Source organism: Campylobacter concisus (genome assembly GCF_002165775.1).
Classification (GTDB): Bacteria; Campylobacterota; Campylobacteria; order Campylobacterales; family Campylobacteraceae; genus Campylobacter_A; species Campylobacter_A concisus_E.
Genome location: NZ_NDYP01000008.1, coordinates 26,129 through 45,464 on the forward strand (window position 1 = coordinate 26,129; position 19,336 = coordinate 45,464).

The window sequence follows — 19,336 nt, forward strand, 5'->3', positions numbered from 1 at the left end:
GACTAACTGTCCTCTATTTGACACTATTGTACCATATAGAAGAAAATTTTTCAAGAAAGGAAAAGAGTTATGGCAAATATTTCTCTTGATGAATATAAAAACTTAGTTAAAGAAAAAAGGAAAGAAGGCTTTAAACAGCCTTATGACTTAGTTTATGATAATTTTATTACATTAGGATACGACAAAGTCCCTAAAGAATTCTTTTTAAGTAATGCAAGTGAAGTTGTTGAAAAACTTAGAAATAGCTGTTGGAGTGAATTTCAGCCATTAGAAAAAGACTTTACTTCAAAAATGCTAAAAGAGTTAGTTGATGATGAGTATATCAAAACTCTTACACCAATAGAGGCAATTACTTGGTTTGTGGAAGAATTTCCGGAACATATATATGCTTTGACTTTGTCAAATACTCAAAGTAGGAGGAGTAGAGCAGGTAAAGAATTTGAAAGTATTATAGAACTCATTTTGATTGGTGCAGGGATTCCACTTGACAGTCAAGGTAATATAGGTAAACAAGAGTTTGTCAATAAAGGTCTTGGTAAATTGGTAGATTTAGTTTCTCCGGGTGTTTTAGAATACATTGTAAATAAGAGAAATACTGTCTTAATTAGTGCAAAAACCACATTAAGAGAAAGATGGCAAGAAGTACCTGAAGAAATGGGAAGAACAGGTGCAAGAGAAATGTTTTTAGCAACTCTTGATACTTCTATTAGCTCTGATGTATTGAACACTCTATATGAGGCTAATATACAAGTTACAACAACAAAAAATATAAAAGAAACATATTATTCCGATAATGAAAGGGTATTAACCTTTGAAAAGTTGGTTGAAATATGTTTAGACAATGTTTCTCATTGGAAAAATTTCAACTACACAGTAGAACAAAATGAGCAAATGATAGAGCTTATCACTAAGCAAATTGAAAAACACCAAAATCATAAATTTGTAGAAGAATATTATGATGAGAGATTAAAAAACATAAAGAAGTAGACAAATTAGAATTTGTCGGTATATCATTAAATCGCATTTTTTCGATTAAACTATGGAATACAAAGGAGCAAATAATCATGAGCGAACAGAGAATCTATTGCATGGACCTTGTAAAAAAAGAGGATCCGGAAAAGGCTGTCAGAACACCGTTTTATCAGACAGAATCTACAGGCGGATCGGTCTGGGTTATCAAACCCGGTCAGACATTGCAAAAGCACTATCACCACAATTCCGACGATATATGGATCGTCCTTCAGGGAGAGGGAATATTCTACCCCCAGCCTAATGAAGAGGTTCCATTCAAGAAAGGCCATGTCATAGTATCGAAGAAAGACTCCTGCCACGGAGCAAAAAATACTGGAGATGAGGATATCATCTTTGTAAGTATAGTAGCACCTGTCCCTTCCGACTATGATCCTATAAACGAGTGACAGGAAAATAAAATTCCCGTTTGACAAAGGATTGTGATTATACTTGAGAAAGAAAAATGTTTATATAACATTGGGATACATAGCTGTATATCTGGTGATATATTGGTGAGAGCAACTTGATTGGTTGGCTATTTACTAATATTTCAACTGGTGAGCATAGTTATTTATATGGTTGGTTGCTCAGTAGTAATCTGTTTTGGTATGCACTTGCGATTTCTGCGCTTCCTTCTCTTTGGGGTAAGTTTAAGTTTTCGGCTGTTACTACGGCGGGATTTATTGTAGGTATTGTAGCAGGCATAATCGTTGAGAAATACAAGAAGTAAGTCAAATTTCAGTTTGTCGAGCTGAATAATACAGATTCAAGACGATAGAAAGTAAAACATCTATCGTCTTTTCTTATGAAAAAAACTTGAAAGGAGATGAAATTTATGGACAATAAAAACAGAATTAGAAAAAGTAAAAGAAAAGATTGAAAGCAAGTAAGAAGAAAAAAAATATGAAAAGAAACTATCTCAGCTTAAAAATCAGGAAAAGAAAATCAGAAAGCAAACGAGCCTTGAAGAAAGAAAAAAGCGAAACCATAGATTGATAGAGCGAGGAGCAATCTTAGAAAGTTTAATTGAGGGAGCAAGCGAGAAAAGTAATGAAGAAATAAAGGCTATTTTGCAAAGAGCATTTCAAAAAGACTAAGAAACGCAAGGACATAGTATAATTGTAATTCCCTTAGATTTTCTAAGGGCGCAATTATACACCCTTTAGGTGTCCTTGCGACCTGCGGTGCTTTTACCCTTGCGGGGAGCAAAGAAAAAAGCCGAAGCATTTTTCCGTATTAAAGGCAAAAGACAACTGAATATAATTCATTCGCTTTTTTATCATCAAGGGTAAAGCACATTCACTATCGCTCACCCTTGACAATAAAAATTTGAAACAGATAGCTTACATTAAGCCGACATACTGAAACAACAAAAGTCGGCTTTTTCTATTGTACCGTTTCAAAACGCTCATTCAGTTTATAGAAAAGCAAAAGTATTTTTAAGACCGACATCTAAAACAACAAAAGAAAAATAAGAAGATGACAAATGCCACATTCCCAAAATGGGAGTGTACCTAAATCAAAGACAGTACTAATCAAAGGGGGTAGTGAAACACGACTTCCTTAAAAGATAAAAGGAGTAACGATTTGTTGCTACATTTTCATAACAAAAGATAGGAGAGAAAAATGGCAGATAAAAGGATGTTTTCAATAAAGATAGTGGATAGCGACTTATTTTTGGATATGCCATTAAGTAGCCAATGCCTGTATTTTCATCTATCTATGAGGGCAGATGATGATGACTTAAAAATTCTAATTACAAAAGGTTTTGTAATTGTCTTTTAAAGAGGGGTTATAGTCATTACCTATTGGAAGATAAATAACTACATCAGAAATGACAGACGAAAAGAAACGATGTATCTTGAAGAAAAGCAAAGTATAACGCAAACGGAAAATGGAGCATATATCAAGGTTGAAAATCTTGGTATACCAAATGACAACCAAGTGTCAACCGTTTGTCCGCATAGTATAGTTAAGGGTAGATTAGATAAGAGGAGAATAGAACAGGTTGCCCCAGTGTCCCTTTATGGAGAGTATCAAAATATTCATTTAACCGATGAAAAATACCAAAATCTAAAAGATAGGCTGAAAGGTCATACAGATACAATGACTGAAAAGCTATTAAGATATATCAAAAGTAAAGGCACAGACTACAAAGACCACTATGTAACAATCCTTAATTGGTATGAATTGGTATGAACAGGATAAAGAAAAGCTATCACAGAAAAATAATCAAAATAAAAGCCATAGAACCTATTCAACCAACTATGAAGACAGCGACAGCCTATAAAAGGTGTTTTTAAGGGTTTAATCATAAAAGAGGTGTCAGACTATGGTTAAGATAAAAATAAGCCTTAAAAACGCATTATAGAGCCTGATGTAGAAAAGGAGACTAAAATTATGAATGATAAAGAAAATATGATTACTACAAAAATTCAAGGGACAGATTTTATCTACAACAAAGATACTCACTATGAAGAAGACGGACATATCTATTGCAAGATTTGTAATGAAAGAATAGACGGTAAGGTAATTCCGATGTTGGATAAGCCTATGATTATCAGAACGGCTTGTAAATGTGATAGAGATAGAGCTGAACAAGAAAAAACTGTTAAAACAAGATAGGTTGAGACAAAGCTGCTTTATATCCAAAAATCAAATAGCCTACACCTTTAAAAATGCCGATGAAGATACAGATAAGGAAATCATCAAAAAAGCAAAGAACTATGTAAAACATTTTGAAGAAATGAGAAAAGATAATGTTGGACTGTTACTTTACGGAAATGTAGGAAGTGGCAAGACCTATGTAGCTTGTGCTATTGCCAACGCTATAATTACAGAATATAGCCATACAGTAAAAATGAGGAACTTTGCACAGATATTAAACGACTTACAAAAAGGCGGCTTTAATCTTGATAGAAACGAATATATCGAATAGATAACAAGCCCTACCCTACTAATTCTTGATGATTTTGGAATAGAGAGAAATACAGAATATGCCTTAGAGCAAATTTACAATGTAATCAATGCAAGATACCTAAAGGCAAGACCAACCATTATAACTACTAACCTTAATTTCAAAGATATAGAAAAAGAACAGGAAGATATAATGCTTGGCAGGATTTATTCAAGGATAATCGAGATGTGTTTACCTCTTAGGATAACGGGACTTGATAGAAGAAAAATACAGAGCAAAGAAAAGCTGAAGAAAGCACAAAACTTAATAGATGAATGAGAGCGATTGGAAAAGTAAAAAATTCTAATCGCTTTTTAATTGCAAGAAAAGGAATGATGATATGCAAAAAAATAATACAGAAACAAAAACAATAAAGAAGATTGGAAAAACTACCTATGAAGTTGTTGTACATTTTAATAAAAATACTACTGAAACAATGCAAGACAAATTGAAACGCATAATGCTTAGAGAAATTGAGAGTGAAAAACATCAAAAAAATGATAAAAATGATTAGAAAGTCCTTGACAAGTTGTTACAGGTTTGGCTCGCTAATCTTTTCTTTGGTCTTTTGGTTAAAAATATCACTAAAATTTGCAGACCTGCCTTGTTTGTGCTGTTGCTTAGTGTATGAATTTATATTGGTGCTTAAGATGCTAATATCATTCGTGGTTTGCCTCCTAGCTTCTTGCTTTTTAAGTTTTAATTAAAGTAACCATAAAATAATTGACTATCCAAATTTATCAGTCAAAATAAACAAGTGACAAATATGCCAATCACAAAAATTACAAAAATTTACTTTTACTAAGTCATTCTTTGGTGGGACTGATTTAATTCCAGTATGCGCCAAAATTCAATTCAGATATTAGGGCGAGCATACTCTATGTAGCTACAAAATGTTACCATTTGCATCTCCATAGAGGCTCGCAAGGATAGCTTGCCGCTCCCTTGACCCACGCTTAAAAAATATTTTCTTTATTAAAGTGGCCATGCAAGATAGGCTTTTTTTAATAAAAGCTTAAGTTGATTAAAGGCAGCCATAAGAACAAAAATAATTAGACTAAATTATTTTTTATGATCTACAAAATATATTTTAGTATATTTTTAAAATGGCAACGTAACAAATAATGTTTGGAAGTAATAAATGAGATGATTATGTAATAAACTTAGTAGAGTCTCTACGTTTAAAACATATCTAGACTTTGAGTTTTTTCCTTGCATACATCACCCACATGGTGATATATGCTGGCTTTTTGGGAGTATTCACGCTCCTCTATAAATTCTCTACATATTCTTGTAGCATCTTGTGCTCTATCTGTAAGCTCTCGTATTCTTCTCTCAAATTTTGGAATTTTTCTTCTAAATTTTCTAATTTTTCTTCCAAGCAAGATATTGAACTCTCGTACATATCTCTTTGTTGCTGCAAAGATTCCGTTAAGGCGTCGTTGCAATCTTTGTTCAAGCTCTTGACTTTCTTTGTTAGCTCTGTCACATTTGTCTGTAATATCGCGAGCTTCTTCTCGCAGTCTTGTTGCAAATTCATTGTTTCTAATTCGTGCTTGCTCCTTTCGTCTTCGATCGTCTTCGTCAAGCGCTCGTTCTCTTCTAGCAATGCTTTCTCTAATGCTGTCATCCTCTACTCCATTTTCATTAATATAAATTTCCTGCTCTCGTTCTCTATTATCTCTTTGTCTTTTGGAATCGATATGTAATACTCCCTCTGGGTCTTGTCCGCAGTAGGTTGGCTGTATCTCCATTGTTTTGGTATCGTCCAAGCTACTTCTTCCTTTAATATCATTGCGTGCACTACCCAGCCAATTGCTATTCCCAAAATTAGTGCGGTAGCCGCTGATAGCGAGATTATCACCGATCTGTCCTTGTGATGCAAGGATATTGTTTTTTGAAGTTCTTTCGACATATCTTTCTTGATTAAATCTATCTCTTTTAGCAATAAGCTCCTCAAGTTTTCGCCTATTTTCTCTGCACTCTGCTTGTGTATTTCTATCATGGAATTCTCTAATTCTTCTGCTTGAGCTTTGGCTGAGTTCTCCAAGTCTTTGAGCACTGGTGAAGTCTGCATCGTATATTCCTCCTTTTAGACGATTTTTTGTTTTTTTAGTAGGCAGTATGATCGTTATGCCTTTTTTGTTGATCCTGGTTATTTCGATACCATTTTGTTTAAGAAGTTCAATCATGTGGTCTCTATTTTTAATATAGCCTTGCTTAACCAGATCGTGCAACTTTTGGTCTAGCTCTTCTAAATTTTTATAATGATTGATGTTTTTCTTGCTAGACAATATAGTTTGCTCTTTTGCTGGATCATCTGGACTTGATAGTCCATACTCATCGTTAATGATCTTTTTGATTAGATCTATTCTCGTTTGATCATATTTGGCAAAATAAGGATTAAATGACCTGTCTGTTTCAAGATCTATCTTAGGGATAAGGAAATTTAACTCAAGCCGTCCATCCTTGTCTGAGTGTTCTACCCATAATACATTTGTACGTTCAAGCATATATTCACCCAAAAGAGCATATTCAAAATCCTTAATAATTTTTAGTTTTTGCTCTTCAGTTAAAAAGTCATGCCTCTCTTCAAATGATAAAACACCAAAACAGGTCTTTTGTTTATAGGTGATGCCTTTTATAATAGCTCTAGTTAAATTTTCATCACCTTTTATAACTCTTGCTGTTCCAGCAGCTTTTCTCTCATTTAAAAGATAATTTATGCTCCCAAGGCCACCACCAGTATAAGTACGAAGAAATTTAACTAGCATCACTAGTGCCTTTATTTGTATTGATACAAGGCGAATCAAGAAACATATTTTTTACCCAATATTTCATAAATTTTATGTAAGATCTTATTATCGTCGGCTATGATCTCAATACCAACTCTATCTAGGCTTTGCCCACTATTTAATTTGGTGGCTATTTGGTTTATGTTTTGTCCTTGTCTAGATAGCTCAATTAGAAGTTCCCTTATAATTGGTGCATAAATCTGCTTAGACAACATAGCTCTTAGGGCAAATTTTGAGAAAGTTAGGCCACTTTCTTGTAATTTATTATTAATCACCAACCATTCTGCATTACTTAGCCTAAGTCTTTTAGTTATGACTTTGGTTACCTTGCGTTTTTTTATCTTTTCAGAACTCACGTAAATTTACTCCCAATCTAAGAAGAAGCCACTCAAAAAATCCTATGCCATAAAAATTTTTGTCAGACTTGCTCTTTAAATATCTTTTAAGGTTATTTTATAAAATTTCACAGCCTAAAACAAGGAATTCGGTAGGCTTCAGGCCGCTAAAATGCGTGTTTTTTAAAAATACTATGAAATATATAATATAATTTTTGTAGCTTCTGGATTTTCTCTTAAAAATTTAGTCTAGTATGAAATTAAGAAAATAAAATAATAAAAATATAGGGGTTATGCTCATCATAAAAGAGCACTTTAGATAGGACAAGCTAATAACATAAAATTAGTTACTAGCAAATCACAGATAACTAAAGTCTAGCTTTATGCTTAGTTAAATTTATCCTTTAGCATCTCGTATACTTCGTTGTTCTCTCTTTTGCCGACAACTAGCACTAACACTACTATCTCACTATCTTTTACCTGATATGCCAAGCGGTAGCCGACATCTCTTAACTTGATCTTATAGACATCTTCGTAGCCTCGTAGCTTGTCCTTGGCAACCTTTGGGTTTTCTAGACGCTCACTTAGCTTCTTTTTAAACTGCACTTTTATGCTATTGTCTAGCTTTTGCCACTCTTTTAAAGCGCCTGGTAAGAACTCTAACTCATAGCTCATCTAAGCTTACTTTTACTGGTTTTTCACCACTTGCTAGAGCAGCATCTACTGCTTTACTTAGATGATACTCTTCTATTATCTCTGCCATTTTTTCATAGACAGCACTTGGTACTAGATATGCGCTAGGGACATTGTGGTTTAGTATAGCTACGACATTATCTCCAGCTTGTTTTAAAATTTGAGCTGGAGACTTTTTTAGCTCACTTATGCTAGCTGTAAAATTTGCTTGTATAGTTTGCATTTTTATCCTTTATTTAATACCTAAAATAATACTAAATAAGATATAAAGATAGTCTTAAAAGTTTATGCTTTGAAATTTATCCCTACTCATTATCATACGATACCATCTCTACTTTAGCCTTTAGTGTGTTTGCATTAATAGGCTTGGCATAAGTGTTTAGTAAAATTTTATACTGCTTTTCATGTCCTACTATCTGGGCTATAAGGTTAGCTTCTACCTCGCGTTGCACTAGATAGTCTATAAAGTAGTGCCTAAAAGAGTAGAAGGTCTTTTTAGAGTCTTTGTCTATAAACTTTCTTTGGATCTGGCTTCTAAAAATTTCAGAGAAGTCCTTATTGCTTACCTTAAATATATTTCCGCTTTTCTTGCTATTAACATATTCTAGCAGACCTAGATCTATGAGCTTACTATGAATAGGCACAAACCTAATGCTGTTTTTGGTCTTGGTGGTTTTACCATCATTTGTGTTTATGTTAAAGCAGTAAATCCCATCTTTTAAAGCTATATCTTCCTTATGAAGCTGTGTGATCTCTTTTATCCTCATGCCACTATAAGCAGCTATCATTGTGACGTAGTAGAGCTCACTAGCCTCTATCCTTGAACTTGGTGATTTACCACTTTGTTTGATACTAGTTACTATCTCAAAGATCTTTCTAGCTTCTGATGCTTCGTATGGAAGCACTGCCCTTTCGCTAGGGTCTATGTCTATCTTGACATTCATTTTTGCAGTTATGCTTTTACTTATATAGCCGCTATCAAAGCAGTAGTTAAAAAACTGAATAACCCTTATCATATATTTTTGGATAGTAGGCTCAGAGAGTTTATCGTCATTTTCTCCTAGCTTAAGTATCTGAGATAAACTTTTATCTTTATACCTGCTCTTTTGAGCTAGCTTAGTTGGAATTTTATAAAGAAGATCTCTAAATTCAAGCAAGTTATCTCTTGTGATCCTATAAACTGGCGTATCTTCGTTAAAGTATAAAAATAAGAGCTTTTTTACGCCAGTAACTAGTCTTTGCGTATCTGGCGACCACTTGTCAGCTCTTTTAGTGTTTGTCTCAAATATCTCGAATGCATCCTTTAAGCTCTTTTGATCTTCTAAATTTAAAGCTGAGAATTGATTGCTAGAGCCAGATGTCGCTTGCAGTACTTGCCTGATCTCATACTCTTTGGTTATTTTGGCGCTAGGATTAAAAATACTAAAGCTACTATCGTCATCTAATTTTATCTTGATATTTTTTGGTGGATTTGGGTCCATTATAATATCTTCCATGCTTCTATGGTCATTCTTTGTTCTTACTAGCTTTAAATTTGAAGTTGAGCCATACTTTTGATCTAGTATGGCATAAACCGTCTCGCTAATCCTCTGAGCCATAGCCTTAAGCTGCCCATCAGTAATGGGCAAACAACCACTATTTTCAAGCTCTTTTATATTTTCTTGAAAAGAATCTATATCCTTAGCATCAAACGAACTAGGCGTGGCTTTAGTATCATTAGAGCCATCTTCAAGGAAACAGTGCTCACGCTTGTCATCAAAGAGCACACTGCTCTTCTCAAGCTTTGATACAAGATAGTTAAGTGTTAGTATGTTTTTCTCTAAAAGAGTTTGCCCTATGTTCTCTTTATCCTTGCTGCCAAGAGCACCAGCAGTGTTAGTGATATTACTTATATCCTTAATTAAAATTTGAGGTAGATCGCCATCTATCAAACTTTGTTTAAAGTAGTCATTGAGCGCATTTAGAAATTCTACATCCATCTTCTTATTAAGAAGAGAGTGCTCTTTGATGCTCTTACTAAGCTTTACTTTCATAAACGAATTTACAAAAGATTGGATTATGTTATCACTAAGATTCATGTGAACTGCCCTTTTTATCAGGTAAAGATTATTATCTAGAATTTTAGCCCTTTTTCTGGCTTTTTCCAAGAGATTAGTGGATGTGGAGAAGCAAATTTCTCGCTTTTCGTTAAAAAATTTTCTGATGCTTGGAGCAAGTGTGACTCGGTAGTAATATATACCGTTTCGCTCCCTTAAGTGTTGTCCCATATTTAATAGCCAACCGGTCAAAAATGGAACAGTTTTATGTAACGACTAAGTAAAAAATCGTCTAAAGTGCGTATTTCAGGCTTTTGTGAGCTCATATAAAAAATCCTCATAAGCCGGAGGTCGGGAGTTCAAGTCTCCCCCGTGACACCATAAATACCTAAACTACGATGTTTCTACAATATTATATTGCAGTTACCTTTCATTAAATATAGCTTAATGTTTGTAGCAAAACAAAATTTTATGTAGCAAATTTTTAAGCTTGCAGTAATTTTAACACGTTTTTTGTAAAATTTTAAAAAACAAGTAAAATTTTTTAACGAATCATCTACTATGATATAATCTGTCACTCTACTGGGTTAAATTTTTACCATAACTTAAATAAAATGAGTATAGATGTGTAGTAAAAATGGCGTTTATAGCTATTGAATATGGGCTAAAAAATATTTTTGATGATTATGATTTATTCATATTTCCTAGCAATAAAACACAAAATAGAGATAGGCTGCATAAGCATCACGAGATCCTGCGTGTGTCAAATACCGGCTCCCATTTATAAAGATAAAAGAGCCAGAGTATTTAAAGGCAAAATTTGAGAATTTGCTTGGAGAGTATTTGGTGCGCAATTGATGATGATGCAATAATTTTTATTTGGTAATTTTAAGATATTTGTTTCGATTCCTCATATAAATACTAGCATTAAGTAATTCATAAGTATTTTTATGCTATACAATCAATTATAAGCAAAAACCCCTTGATATATCGTGCTTTTTAAAACATAAAATCATTTTTTTATTCTACTTACTATCAAATTCATTGACTCGACTATAAAAAAAGATTATAATGCTCACAATTTTTAAAAATATATTAATTAAAAAAGGAACCAGCATGAATAAAACTAATTAAAAGTAGAGGTTCTATTTAAGTATTTAATTAAAGAGAACCCCTACGATAAGTTGCGAGAACCCTTATTGTAATCGTTCTCTACTTTTAAACTACTTAAATAAAAACCTTATCAACAACTACCATATCAAAATAAAAGGCACACTATAGGTATGTCCATTTGGTGAGATGGCTATTGCTATCTTTGTAAAAATTTAAAAAGTCATAGGAGAAAAATATGGCGAATAAAAAAATGCTTTTAAATGATTTAAAAGCTATTAGAAAAAATAAAACAAAACAGGAGATTAAAAAAGCATGCTTGGACGTCTTTTTTCCAGAAAAAGCAACACTCAAAGAATGCAAGTTGCTAATCGAAAATCGTTATAACGTAAAGCTATCGAATAAAGAGTTTTTTAAATGGAAGAAAGAATATAAGGCACAAATAACGAATCAACCATCCGATGCAGATCAAATTCCTGAGGTTAAAGAAGATAATAAAAAAGATGAGGAACTAAGCAATGGCACTAACAATCAAGAGTAGCGATACAGCAGTTGCAGCAAATGCCGTAATTGCTCTACAAGAACATATCGAAATGAGCAATAAGGCTAGTGAAAATATTAGAAATAATATTGAACTTTTTAATCAAGCCGCAGATAGCTTTGATAAAAGCTTTAAAGAAAAAATAGAACTTATAGAGCAAGGAGGTATTGAACTTATAAATGCAACAAAAGAGATTCAAAACAACTTTCAAAATACTCTAAAGAGTGCAGATAAAACTATATCAAAGATTAACTCATCTTTTAGCTCTTTGATGAAAAAGATAGTATATGCATTAATTGCCTTTTTATTTATAGAAGTGGCCTTCTTTTTGGGCTACTTGTTTTATGATAGCTATAAGACAAATGAAACCAAAGCTGCGCTACAAAATAGGCTAGATAAAGCACTTTATAACGTGTCTAATCTTAAAGGCTTTATCATTCATATCTACAACCAAGATAGCCAAAAAGCTAACGAAGATTTTACTAAATGGCTAAACACAAATGGTGGCAGCAATGTTTGGTAGTAAGCAAATTTTTCTAATAGCAAGACACATACAATGTATGACACTTCGTTTTCATACCTTGTATAATCTTGCTCTGCCGAGGGCTACAATGCGAGATATAAGAAGCGTTAAAACGCTTCATCTCGCTAACACATTTTATGAAAGGATATCATATGTCAAAAAATGTCAAGGATAAGGTGCTCTCCGCAAGGATCACTTATCAACAATATGATAAGTTATCTAAAATAGCTTTAGAGTTAGATATGTCAAGATCAGAAATTATTTCCTATCTTATTGATAATGGAATTACAAACTCTGAACCCATAAAAAAGAAGGAGCTAGATCCAGCAATCCTTGCAAATTTTTCTAGACCTTTTAATAACATTAATCAAATAGCAAAGAAACTAAATATAGCTTATAAGACCAGTGGTAATATAGATTTAGAAGTGATACTGCGAGCACAAGAAGATTTGTACAAAACTCAATCAGTGCTAACTGAAATTTTAAGCCTAATAAGGAGTAGATATGATAGTTAAGATCTCAAAGGGAGAAAAAGGCATAGCTGATTATCTAAAAACTGGCAAGAAAAGAGATTCAAAGCTAACTAGAGATGAAAAAGATGATAGATTGCCACTGGCTGGAAATTTAGATCTTATTGAGATGTCTGAAAAGCACCAGAGCAAGAAAAAGAGTAAGAAACATAACTACTATCATATATCCTTGTCATTTACTTCAGAGGAGTGGAACAAACTATATGAAAGTGGCAATATAGATGAGTTTATAATGGACTTTTTGAGGCTCACTTTCCCAAATCACGACATAGATGAGCTATTTTTTTATGCTGAAGCTCATTTGCCTATAATCAAAGAAGAACCATATATTCCTCGTCCAGAAGGGGCGCTAGAAAATAGAACATTAAACAAGAAACATAAAAACGGTGAACCACTAAAAAGAGAGCCTCATATTCATCTAATAGTCTCTTTTGAAAATATGAAATTTACTCATAGTGTAAAAACTGGTGGAGTTATATATACAAAAGGTGCAGCCAAGCAACAAGTAAAAGCTATTATGGCTAAATCAGCAGAGAAATTTAAAAGAGTAGTTAATGACATCTTATCTAACAAGTATGGATTAAATAATATAGAGCCTTTAAGTATGGATGAAGACCAACTAAAAAAACAATATGAAAGCTTTAAAAGTGCAGCACAAAAGGTTAAGAAAGGCAAAGAAAAAGATACACGGATAAAGATAGAAACAGATGTGGTGATCGAGCCAAAAGCTAATACAAAAGAGCAAAATATAAGTGTTGAAGAGCTGCTAGCTGACGCTAAAAATTCTACAGCTGATTATCTGTTAAGAATGATAGAAGAAGATGAGAGTTTCAAAAAAGACTATTATGATAGAGCAAAGAGGCTTAATGCAGTGGATATAAGAGAATTTTTGCCTATGATCAATGCAAAATTTAACATCACTGCAAAACCTGAAATGGTAAATGACAAATATAAAGTAAGAGTGGATGGTTTTAATGGAACTTATAATCTAACTGATCTAATGTGTAAGATAGTCTACAATGGCAGAAAAGGAGCGTTGTTTCACGTAGTTAATGAGCTAGAGCAAATGCTTATAGAGCTTCAAGCTAATAAAAATGAGCCAAAGATAACATTAAGTGTAAGTAGTGACTTTAACATACAAAATCAAGAGCCAAAAACTCAAGTGCTAAATAGCTGGAAAACGATACAAATAGAGCCATACAACCTAAAACCAATACTTAAAAACTATTCAGCTATATCAGTGGCAAGTTTTAAAGATAAAAGTAAAGAAGCTAGCAGTATTGATGGCATAACTCCTACGCTTATATATGATATAGATAACTCTAAATTTAGTGCAAATAATGCTCAAAATTTACTACAAAGTAAAGGAATAAAAGGCTTCATATACCCAACCACCTATCAAGCGCTAGACGCAAAAGTAGAGAAATTTAAACTCATCATACCCACAACAGATGCTCCAAGCTTAAATGAATATAATGAATACATAAAAGAGATAACAAGAGAGCTTGGGTTATATAACATAGTAAATAACTCCAGCTTGCATCCTAGTAAATTTCACTACACTCCAGTGCCAGGATCTGAAGTTATAAGCATTAGTGGAAAAACTTTTGATAATACAAGAGCCATTGAAGATGCGGGCTTAAAAACAGATATTAATAATATGGATGTTAAAGCCATAGAGGAAAATTTACAAAATCTAAGAAAATATGAGCTTGGTCATGAGCCAAAAGATACCAACTCACATATTAAAAGAACAAGCTATCAAGCTATATCATCAAAGATTCCAATAAAAGAGTTAATAGAATACTTTGACGAGAGTACTATGGTTAAAAAATATAAAGATCATCAAATACTTTCTTGCAAGAGTGGCAGATATCTTTACTTGCCAGAAGAAAACACAGCCTACTCTTTTAGCCAAAATAGACACTATACTCCATATATCTACATTAGAGATAAATTTTATGAAGCAGCCAGAAAGATAAAAACTAGATTTTATGATGATGACGATCTCATTAAAAAGCTAGGTATTACACAAAATGAATATGAAGGCTTCGTAAAAGGCATCGATTACCATCTAGATATAAATAGATACTATTTAGCTTTTATAAATAGAACTGAAGGCTTTAAAAAATACCTGTCAGATATAGTTAAAATTAACTATCAAGGCTTAATTTATAATATAAAAACCTATATGAAAGATTGGCAAGATATGCAAGGTTTTAATAAGCTAAAGGGGCGTTATAAAACAGATAAGATCTCTCTAGCAAATGATTATATATCATTTGACTCACTAAAAATAACAAAGCAAGAGCTATACGATCAAGGACTTGATAAGAACTTTGGAGTAAAGCAATCAAAACAACAATCAAGTGAGATAAAAGCTATAGAGCAAAACGTGAAGTCAGGATATGATAGTTTGGGAAGGTAGATTATCGTAAGCTGTTATAGAGGTCAAGTTATTGGCATTATATCTTCTTGGCCATCTCTCACCCCATAAAACCAAACGGCAAGGCAAACATATCATCATCTAGCTTCATAGCCGTATCTCCAGCATAAAAAACTATGCCCTTGTCAAATTTACTTTGCAAATTCTCTTTTAGATGGTAGATATGTTTAAAGTCATCTTTGCTGATTGTTTTTGAGGACTTGACCTCTATGGCTATGAGTTTACCTGATATCTCAAGTATAAAGTCTATCTCTTTTTGATCGCTCGTTCTATAATAATATATATTTGCTCTTTTTTTGCTACTTGTATTTGCCTTTAGTAGTTCATCAAATACAAACGTCTCATATATGGCACCTTTATATGAAGAATTTGCAAGCTCTTGCGCTGAAGAAATTTGAAGTAAGTGTGCCAGCACCCCTGTGTCTGTAGCAAAAATTTTAGGTGTTTTTATGAGCCTTTTTAGAGCGTTGTTAAAGTATGGCTGAAGCTTTTGGATCTGATAGGTATGCTCAAGCACGCTAAAATAGCTATCAAAGGTCTTGTTATCAAGCCCAGACTCTAAACATAGCTCGTTTTTGTTAAAGATGTTGCCGCTTCTTAGCATACATAGGCGGTACATAGTGATAAATTTATCCATATTTCTGATGTTGCCTATCTCTTTGGCGTCTGATTCTATATATGTTCTTATATATGAGCTAAACCAGAGATATTTTGATTTCTCTGAGCTTATCTTTGTGATCTCTGGGTAGCCGCCGTTTATGATCTTCTCAGATAAGCCGTCGTTGTCATATTTTCTAAGCACCAGATGGCCTATATCGCTACTTAAAATATCTATCAAATTTTCATCACTATGGCCTAACTCTTTTTGAGAAAGCGGATAGAGTTCCACTATGCCTATCCTACCAGCAAGTGAGTCTGATATATCTTTAAAGCCTTTTAAATTTGCAGAGCCGGTTAGTATGAACTGACCGTTTGTTCTGTTTTTATCTACAAATTCTTTTATAGCTAAAAGCAGTATGGGAACTCTTTGTATCTCATCTATCACGATAGGCTTACTACAGTGTTCTATAAAGCCTTTTGGGTCGTTTCTTGCGGATTCATATATATTAATATCGTCAAGCGTTACGTAATTTGGTATATCTAAATTTAATGCAAGGGTTGATTTGCCAACTTGCCTAGCTCCGCTTATCAAAAGCACAGGAAAGCTTTTCATATACTCTTTTATCTCATCAGCTACGGCTCGTTTGATGTACATAGTATTTTATCCTTAAATATTTAGGAGTATAATACTACAATATATATAAATTTACAAGGATGGTTTGGTTAAGATAATTGTATATTTAAATTTAATTCGAACTAAAACTGGCAAGATTAAGTCAGTCACTGTGATTTTCCATCACACTGAGTATTTTATTGGTAGAGTTTTAAGCAATATCACCTCAGATTTTCATATTGACAAATGGTGGCCAAATTTTACCTCAAAAGGAGCAGCACAATAACCATTTTTGGAATATTGCACAGGCTCTTTTATATTGCGACCTAACTTCCCAATAAATTTTTACCTCATAACTTTATCCAGTAGTGATTTATAGCTATCCACTACGTCATAGACCACGCTATCGTTGCTTATAGCCTTAAAATGCTCCTTTGCGCAGTGGATTTTGGACTCTTCGACTTGGCGAAGCTGCATAGAGTTCATAGACCCTTTAGTCTCCGCGACAAAATAAATGTGCTTGATATCACCCTCATAAAATGCAATCGCCCTAAAAAGACAAACCTCTCCAGATACATCAGTCATATATATAGACGAATTTAAAGGAAATATAGAAAAAGAGAAATATCAGCTAGCGATGTATGATAAAAACCGTAAACTAGTAGATATATTAAGAAATAGACATTCACAAACAATAAAAAATATAATAAACGAATTTGAAATACAACCACAAGTAGTTGTAATGGATATGTTTAAGCCATTTAGAAGCGTAATAAATAGTAATATAGTTCAGGCCCAAATAGTAGCAGATAAATATCATGTAATAAGACAAGGGATATGGGCATTAAGAGATTTAAGAGTAGAATTATTTAACAAAGACAATGAAAAGTATAAGAAGTTAAAAAAATATTGGAAAATACTAAGTAAAAGCCCAATAAGTCAGTTTAGTCAAAGACAAAAAGAAATATTAAAAGAGATATTAAAAGTAGATAAGACATTGAAAAAGATGTATAGAATAATAAAAGAATTTTACAAGATGTTTGAGAGCAAGACAGTAAAGACAATGAGAAGGAGAATAGAACAATTAATTGAAAAATTGAGAGTATTTAATATAAAGCAAAGTATAAAACTAGCAGATACAATAACAAGTTGGAAAAAAGAGATAATAAATATAGTAGAATATAAAATAAACAATGGGTTTGTAGAAGGAAATAACAACAAAATAAAAGTAATAAAAAGAGTATCTTATGGACTAAGAAACTATGAAAGATTTAGAAAATTGATATATTTACGTCTTTGCAATAGATAGAGGTGTTTTTACACCCCCACTATTGACAAAGAACCATAATAAATTTTATCCGCTCTATAAATTTAAAAATTGAATACCCTTTTTACATACATTTAAAAGAAAAATTTATATATAATCCTAAGATAAAAAATTAATAATTATACTTAAGGAGCAAACGTGCAAATTCCTATTCGCTACGGCAAAGATGATATTATCGACCTAAGCGTTCCGGAAAAAAATTTACTGAGAGTTTTTAACCCCAACCCCGTGACTAAATTCGACGAAACGACACTCATCGCAAAGGCTCTAGCTAATCCGATAAATCAAAAAAGCTTTGATGAGTTTATCGCTGGCGATGAAAAAATCGTCATCATCGTAAACGACGGCACTCGTCCGACTCCTACAGCTAAAATTTTAAAGCAAATTTACCCAAAAATTCGCGATAAGAATAAAATTTTCATCATCGCCACGGGCTGCCATAGAGAGGGAACATTAGACGAATACAATATGATATTTTCTAAAGAAATTTGCCTTGAGATTAGAGCCAAAAATGAAGTGCATGATCATGACTCAAAGCATGATGAGATGGTATTTTTAGGCGAGAGCAAAAACGGCACGCAGATGTATCTAAACAAAATCGTAGCCGAGGCGAAAAAGGTGATCGTCATAGGCTCGGTTGAGCCACATTATTTTGCAGGCTATACTGGCGGCAGAAAGGCCTTTTTGCCAGGCACCGCATCATACGAGAGCATCACACAAAACCACAAACTAGCCCTTAGTCCTGACGCTCAGGCACTGCGCCTTGAAGGTAACCCCGTGCATGAAGATATGATCGATGCGATGAAGGTGCTTTCAAATATCGACGTATTTTCTATACAAACCGTGCTTGATAGCGAACATGGCGTCTATTACGCAAGTGCTGGCGATCTAAACGATAGTTTTTATGACTGCGTGAAAAAGGCAGACGAGGTCTTTTGCGTAAATATTCCGCGCAAGGCAGATATCGTGATCTCGGTCGCGCCCTATCCGATGGACGTCGACCTTTATCAGGCGCAAAAGGGTGCGGACGCAAAAATAGTCATCTTGCCGTTTGGCTCTATGACTGTGCCTAAGGTTTAAGTATGGCTAAAATTTTATACTATGATGCTAGCTGCGGTATTAGCGGAGATATGAATTTAGGCGCGCTGGTGGATCTGGGCGCGGATTTTAGCTATCTTTGCGCCGAGCTTGCTAAGCTAAATTTAGCTAGCGAGTTTTACCTACGCAAGCGCAAAGTGCTAAAACACGGTATCTCCGCAACCAAAATAGACGTCGTCTGCGCGGCAAATCGGGGTCAGCTTCCGCTTGGCCTCTTAGGCGCTAAATTTAGCCCGCGTCAAAATTTAAACGGCAAAATTCACGGCGCCGAATTTAGAGCAGATAAGCCCGCCCAAAACCATCCTCGTCCGCGAAATTTCACGCAAATTTTAGAGCTTATCGAGGGTTCTAGCCTAAGCGCTTTCGTAAAAAAAACGGCAAGCGAAATTTTTAGCGTTATCGCGCAGGCCGAGGCCAAAATCCACGGCACTAGCGCAGAGCAAGTACATTTCCACGAAGTGGGCGCCGCGGACAGCATCGCGGACGTAGTGGGTGCGGCTATTTGCTTGGAGGCCTTGGGTGCGCCGCAAATTTTTGCTTCGCCTATCGAGCTTGGCGGCGGTTTTGCGCACTGCGCTCACGGCAGGCTGACCGTACCGGCGCCTGCGGTTTGCGAAATTTTAAAAGGCGCGCAAGTAAGCCTAGGGCGAGCGAATTTCGAGATGACTACGCCCACAGGAGCGGCGATTTTAAAGGCCTGCGCACTAAATTTAAGGGAGCAA

The 19,336-nt window shown here is 34.1% G+C and carries 20 protein-coding genes and 2 pseudogenes; 15 read left to right on the forward strand and 7 right to left on the reverse strand.

Annotated elements, in window-relative coordinates:
* The first annotated feature begins 69 nt into the window (after positions 1-69).
* From B9N66_RS07595 to B9N66_RS07630, 8 genes and pseudogenes are all read left to right on the forward strand, one after another.
* Positions 70-987: a type II restriction endonuclease gene (locus B9N66_RS07595; protein ID WP_009495139.1), complete on the forward strand. Its 918-nt coding sequence runs from the start codon at positions 70-72 to the stop codon at positions 985-987.
* Between the two features lie 77 nt (positions 988-1,064).
* Positions 1,065-1,418, forward strand: a complete 354-nt coding sequence (locus tag B9N66_RS07600; protein WP_009295467.1) for a cupin domain-containing protein — start codon at positions 1,065-1,067, stop codon at positions 1,416-1,418.
* Between the two features lie 501 nt (positions 1,419-1,919).
* A pseudogene (locus tag B9N66_RS07610) lies at positions 1,920-2,108 on the forward strand (DUF3847 domain-containing protein); the annotation flags it as partial.
* Positions 2,109-2,865: 757 nt separating this feature from the next.
* On the forward strand, positions 2,866-3,210 hold the full coding sequence (locus tag B9N66_RS09805; protein WP_009295465.1) for a hypothetical protein: 345 nt from the start codon (positions 2,866-2,868) through the stop codon (positions 3,208-3,210).
* Between the two features lie 201 nt (positions 3,211-3,411).
* Entirely contained in the window at positions 3,412-3,636 is a 225-nt protein-coding gene (locus B9N66_RS10155; RefSeq protein WP_009295464.1) for a hypothetical protein, read from the forward strand.
* A complete protein-coding gene (locus tag B9N66_RS10160; RefSeq protein ID WP_009295463.1) occupies positions 3,590-3,949 on the forward strand; it encodes an ATP-binding protein in 360 nt (119 codons plus the stop codon). Before B9N66_RS10155 ends, B9N66_RS10160 begins: the two co-directional genes overlap by 47 nt.
* Entirely contained in the window at positions 3,950-4,246 is a 297-nt protein-coding gene (locus tag B9N66_RS10165) for an ATP-binding protein (protein WP_107698022.1), read from the forward strand.
* Between the two features lie 61 nt (positions 4,247-4,307).
* Entirely contained in the window at positions 4,308-4,481 is a 174-nt protein-coding gene (locus B9N66_RS07630; RefSeq protein ID WP_009295461.1) for a transposon-encoded TnpW family protein, read from the forward strand.
* Positions 4,482-5,148: 667 nt separating this feature from the next.
* Here B9N66_RS07630 and B9N66_RS07635 read toward each other — a convergent pair.
* The 5 genes from B9N66_RS07635 to B9N66_RS07655 form a co-directional block, all read right to left on the reverse strand.
* Positions 5,149-6,741 (reverse strand): relaxase/mobilization nuclease domain-containing protein, encoded by a 1,593-nt coding sequence (locus tag B9N66_RS07635; protein WP_009295460.1) that lies wholly within the window; start codon positions 6,739-6,741, stop codon positions 5,149-5,151.
* A gap of 35 nt (positions 6,742-6,776) precedes the next feature.
* The gene (locus B9N66_RS07640) at positions 6,777-7,118 is read right to left on the reverse strand and encodes a plasmid mobilization protein (RefSeq protein ID WP_009295459.1); all 342 of its coding nucleotides are present in this window, start codon (positions 7,116-7,118) and stop codon (positions 6,777-6,779) included.
* A 366-nt stretch (positions 7,119-7,484) separates the two neighbouring features.
* A complete protein-coding gene (locus B9N66_RS07645; protein ID WP_009295458.1) occupies positions 7,485-7,772 on the reverse strand; it encodes a type II toxin-antitoxin system RelE family toxin in 288 nt (95 codons plus the stop codon).
* Entirely contained in the window at positions 7,762-8,013 is a 252-nt protein-coding gene (locus B9N66_RS07650; RefSeq protein ID WP_009295321.1) for a type II toxin-antitoxin system Phd/YefM family antitoxin, read from the reverse strand. The genes B9N66_RS07645 and B9N66_RS07650 overlap by 11 nt, the downstream gene beginning before the upstream one ends.
* An 82-nt stretch (positions 8,014-8,095) precedes the next feature.
* On the reverse strand, positions 8,096-9,868 hold the full coding sequence (locus B9N66_RS07655) for a site-specific integrase (RefSeq protein ID WP_034964515.1): 1,773 nt from the start codon (positions 9,866-9,868) through the stop codon (positions 8,096-8,098).
* 1,306 nt (positions 9,869-11,174) lie between these two features.
* Between B9N66_RS07655 and B9N66_RS07660 the strand changes: the two genes are divergently transcribed.
* The 4 genes from B9N66_RS07660 (at position 11,175) to B9N66_RS07675 (ending at position 14,958) form a co-directional block, all read left to right on the forward strand.
* Positions 11,175-11,477 carry a hypothetical protein gene (locus B9N66_RS07660; RefSeq protein WP_087580537.1) on the forward strand — a complete coding sequence of 101 codons (303 nt, stop codon included), beginning with the start codon at positions 11,175-11,177 and terminating at the stop codon, positions 11,475-11,477.
* Positions 11,455-12,000, forward strand: coding sequence for a hypothetical protein (locus B9N66_RS07665; protein ID WP_009649511.1), 546 nt, complete (start codon positions 11,455-11,457; stop codon positions 11,998-12,000). Before B9N66_RS07660 ends, B9N66_RS07665 begins: the two co-directional genes overlap by 23 nt.
* A 152-nt stretch (positions 12,001-12,152) precedes the next feature.
* Positions 12,153-12,515, forward strand: a complete 363-nt coding sequence (locus tag B9N66_RS07670) for a plasmid mobilization relaxosome protein MobC (RefSeq protein WP_034965943.1) — start codon at positions 12,153-12,155, stop codon at positions 12,513-12,515.
* Positions 12,505-14,958, forward strand: coding sequence for an aminotransferase (locus B9N66_RS07675; protein WP_087580538.1), 2,454 nt, complete (start codon positions 12,505-12,507; stop codon positions 14,956-14,958). Before B9N66_RS07670 ends, B9N66_RS07675 begins: the two co-directional genes overlap by 11 nt.
* Positions 14,959-15,016: 58 nt before the next feature.
* On the opposite strand, the gene B9N66_RS07680 is transcribed toward B9N66_RS07675, so the two are convergent.
* Positions 15,017-16,231: an ATP-binding protein gene (locus B9N66_RS07680; protein WP_009649509.1), complete on the reverse strand. Its 1,215-nt coding sequence runs from the start codon at positions 16,229-16,231 to the stop codon at positions 15,017-15,019.
* A gap of 303 nt (positions 16,232-16,534) precedes the next feature.
* Entirely contained in the window at positions 16,535-16,774 is a 240-nt protein-coding gene (locus B9N66_RS07690) for a restriction endonuclease (RefSeq protein ID WP_087580539.1), read from the reverse strand.
* Between the two features lie 52 nt (positions 16,775-16,826).
* Here B9N66_RS07690 and B9N66_RS07695 point away from each other — a divergent pair, with 52 nt between their 5' ends.
* The 3 genes and pseudogenes from B9N66_RS07695 to B9N66_RS07705 form a co-directional block, all read left to right on the forward strand.
* Positions 16,827-17,498 (forward strand): ISL3 family transposase, encoded by a 672-nt coding sequence (locus B9N66_RS07695; protein ID WP_009295504.1) that lies wholly within the window; start codon positions 16,827-16,829, stop codon positions 17,496-17,498.
* A 156-nt stretch (positions 17,499-17,654) separates the two neighbouring features.
* Positions 17,655-18,545 (forward strand): annotated as a pseudogene (gene larA / locus B9N66_RS07700) (nickel-dependent lactate racemase); the annotation flags it as partial.
* Positions 18,546-18,598: 53 nt separating this feature from the next.
* The coding region (locus B9N66_RS07705; protein WP_141083439.1) for a LarC family nickel insertion protein at positions 18,599-19,336 on the forward strand (738 nt) is incomplete at its 3' end.